This window comes from Vibrio sp. V03_P4A6T147 (genome assembly GCF_002241085.1).
GTDB lineage: Bacteria > Pseudomonadota > Gammaproteobacteria > Enterobacterales > Vibrionaceae > Vibrio > Vibrio anguillarum.
Genome location: NZ_NDIO01000265.1, coordinates 1 through 3,264 on the forward strand (window position 1 = coordinate 1; position 3,264 = coordinate 3,264).

Sequence of the window (3,264 nt, forward strand, 5' to 3'; positions counted from 1 at the left end):
GCTTTGTCCATCCAGACTCATTTTTTCAAAGACCGCTATCCCCTGATTGGCTAGAGCTTTATTTTGACAAGTATCCGAAGAGCGTTGCTGACAATTGAATCTATGATATAAGCAGGAAAGTTGTTGGGTAGCTGGTTAACGGTTTGCTCAATAGCAATTGGAAAAGAGTTAACAAACTCGTCAAGTATCTCTTGCATTCGAATTGTGCAGAAACCAACGGTTTCTGCTGTTGCAATAAAGTGACGCGGATAGATTTTTTCTAAATGCCACTTATTGCCACTTGAAGTGGATTTGAGAGACATTGCTAATTTTAATTTACGTGTGTTAATACCTCTACCACTTGATGAGGGGAAAGCAGACATAATGTCGTAGAATGGTGTTAATCGATACGTACTGTCCGCTTCGATAAAAATCGAAAAGTTCTTTGCATGCCCGTCGGTTGCACCGATCAACCATTGAAATACTTGAAAGCGCATAAAATCGTCGCAGTCGTTGTCTGCGCATCTAGAACGACTAAGTAGTTGCATGATTTCTTTAATACCAACACCACCATCACTCTGATATTTCAATCGTGAGGGAAGCGAGAATACTTGGCACATGTCTTCTTGAGCCAATCGAATAAGTGACTTCCCATCTTGTGAACAGTGTCTATCGAAACGTTCAATAGCTAGAGCTTTCATTCCTTCAACTTCTAAGATCTCAATCTTTGGAACTTGGAAGCCCATTGCTTCTGCAAGTTTTATACAGAAATACTCATTTTCAACGCTCCCCGTCATATCAAGTGTTGCCGCTGGCTGCTGAATAAAGCCAATCGGAAATTTGAGAATGTGAGTGCTTGGGTAATCCAAACTGGGTAAAAACCAATCATTTTTGATTTTAACTAGCGCAGTTTTCTCTTGCGCCCCAGATATTGTGATGCGGAAGTCGTGTTTATTGGACATGCCAAGAGGGAACTGATACTCATGAGCCGTAACTATATTGTGTAAATTACGAACTGAAAGTGGTTCCAGCCGAGTTGAAGCAAGACCATTATGTACTTCATTTGCTGGCAGCAATGAAAGTGAGCCAACGCAATCGCGACCGATTGCATGCAATAAATCAAACACGTCTGTTGAGTCGGTGTTATAGCGACGCTCTATGTTCCTACGTGTTGAAGTTAAATCTGGCAACAGATTATCAAAATAATTTGCTACAGGGTCATCTTTTAACGGTTGGCTTTGAAGTGGAAGAGATAGAGAAATTGGGTAGGCGTTCGGCTGAGCTAACCATTTCTCATCGTAGCAAAATTGCATTGGGCTATCGGTAGTCTTGGTTAGATGGCCAACTTTGGTGTTGTTAATGTATGCAAGTAACATAGTCATCTGTTTCTTCTGAAGGAAAATGGAGATGGAGAGGTGTTACCTAAATCATACAATTAGTTGATAAAATAGCTAGAGCCGATTTTACAGCGCAGTCAGACTGACTATTGAAGGAGAGGGCTAGTTATACAACAGCCAGCAATATGATTACTGGCTATCAATTTTGTTAACAGTAATTACATCTTTGCGTGGCAGTAAGTACGATAACCACCAATCAAATTACGTGCTTTAAAACCGTTGTTGACTAGTTGACGATAAGCGACGTTACCGCGTAACCCAACTTGGCAGTAAATAACAATTTCTTTGTCTTTTGGTAGTTCGTTCATACGTTGACGAAGTTGGTCAACAGGAATGTTAACTGCGCCTGGTAGGTAACCGTTTTGTAGTTCGCCTGGGTTACGTACATCAAGAAGGATTTGGTCTTCAGACAAGTTATCAATTTCATCATAATGAATCACAGTTGCGTCACCTTTGATGATGTTGTTTGCGACAAACGCAGCTTGGTTGATCACATCTTTTGCACTGCCGTAAGGTGGCGCGTAAGTCAATTCTAAGTGTTGGAGTTGCTCTACCGTCATACCTGCGCGTTGAGCAACCGCCATAACGTCGATACGCTTATCAATACCGTCTTTACCAACTGCTTGAGCACCGTAAATTTTGCCAGACTTAGGATCGAACAACATTTTGAATGAAACAATCTCAGCGCCAGGGTAGTAACTCGCGTGGCTTGCGGTGTGGACGTAAACTTTTTCGTATTCAATGCCTGCGCGTTTAAGCTGTTTCTCATTTTTACCAGTGGAAGCCACAGCAAGGTCGAAGATCTTACAAATCGCCGTACCTTGTGTACCTTGATAAGTCTCGTTCCGACCTAACATGTTATCGGCCGCCATACGACCTTGACGGTTTGCAGGGCCAGCAAGAGGTACTAAGGTTTGGCCACCAGTTACAAAATCTTTTTCTTCAACAGCGTCACCCACTGCGTAGATACTTGGATCGCTCGTTTGCATGTATTCATTAGTATAGATACCACCAAGTGCCCCAATTTCTAATTCCGCTTCTTTCGCTAATTTAGTTTCTGGGCGAACACCAATAGCCATGATTAAGATATCAGTGGTTAATGTTTCACCGTTGTTGAGGGTAAGATTCAGTTCACCCTCAATATGTTGTTTATTTTCATCCTCACCAGAACTAAAGCTCGCGATATGTTCATTCGGTACATACTCGATAGCTTGAAGGGCAACTCCCAATTTTAGGTCAATGCCTTTTTGGCGAATTTCAACATGAGCAAAGCCCGCCATTTCTTTATCAACAGGTGTCATCACTTGATCTGCCATCTCGATGAGAGTGGTTTTAATGCCAAGCTGGTGGAAGGCTTCCATCATTTCTAGACCAATGAATCCACCACCAACAACAGTCGCGTGATCGGGCTTGTTCATCTGAATCGTTTGAATGATACGATCCATGTCTGGAATGTTACGCAATGAATGAGTAAGTGGGTTATCAATGCCTGGGATTGGCGGGACAATTGGGCCTGCACCTGGGCTAAGTAACAGGAAGTCATAATTTTCTTCATACTCACTACTATCAATCAGGTTCTTAACAGTAACGAGTTTGTTGTGGCGGTCGATAGATATGACTTCATTCATTACACGAACGTCAACATTAAATCGAGCTAAAAAGCTTTCTGGTGTTTGTAGTAATAATTTACTGCGATCTTTGATATCGCCGCCTATGTGATAGGGCAATCCGCAGTTTGCGAACGAGACGAAGCTTCCTCGCTCAAACATTATGATTTGGGCATCTTCACTAAGCCTTCTGGCTCTTGCTGCTGCTGAAGCTCCGCCAGCGACACCACCGACGATTAAAATTTTAGTCATATCTTAATATTCTCTACTCTGTAAATTAT

At 42.2% G+C, this 3,264-nt stretch carries 2 protein-coding genes; both read right to left on the reverse strand.

Translation table 11 applies throughout. The features are described 5' to 3' along the window. Positions 1-50: 50 nt before the first annotated feature. The gene (locus B9J84_RS10540) at positions 51-1,361 is read right to left on the reverse strand and encodes a type II toxin-antitoxin system HipA family toxin (protein WP_094124087.1); all 1,311 of its coding nucleotides are present in this window, start codon (positions 1,359-1,361) and stop codon (positions 51-53) included. Positions 1,362-1,534: 173 nt separating this feature from the next. Beyond that, positions 1,535-3,235, reverse strand: a complete 1,701-nt coding sequence (locus tag B9J84_RS10545) for an FAD-dependent oxidoreductase (RefSeq protein ID WP_094124088.1) — start codon at positions 3,233-3,235, stop codon at positions 1,535-1,537. Positions 3,236-3,264 lie beyond the last annotated feature (29 nt).

Bases quoted from the DNA above. Each gene is read 5' to 3' on its own strand.
- B9J84_RS10540 (WP_094124087.1), bottom strand. From the start codon at position 1,361: ATGACTATGTTACTTGCATACATTAACAACACCAAAGTTGGCCATCTA.
- B9J84_RS10545 (WP_094124088.1), bottom strand. From the start codon at position 3,235: ATGACTAAAATTTTAATCGTCGGTGGTGTCGCTGGCGGAGCTTCAGCA.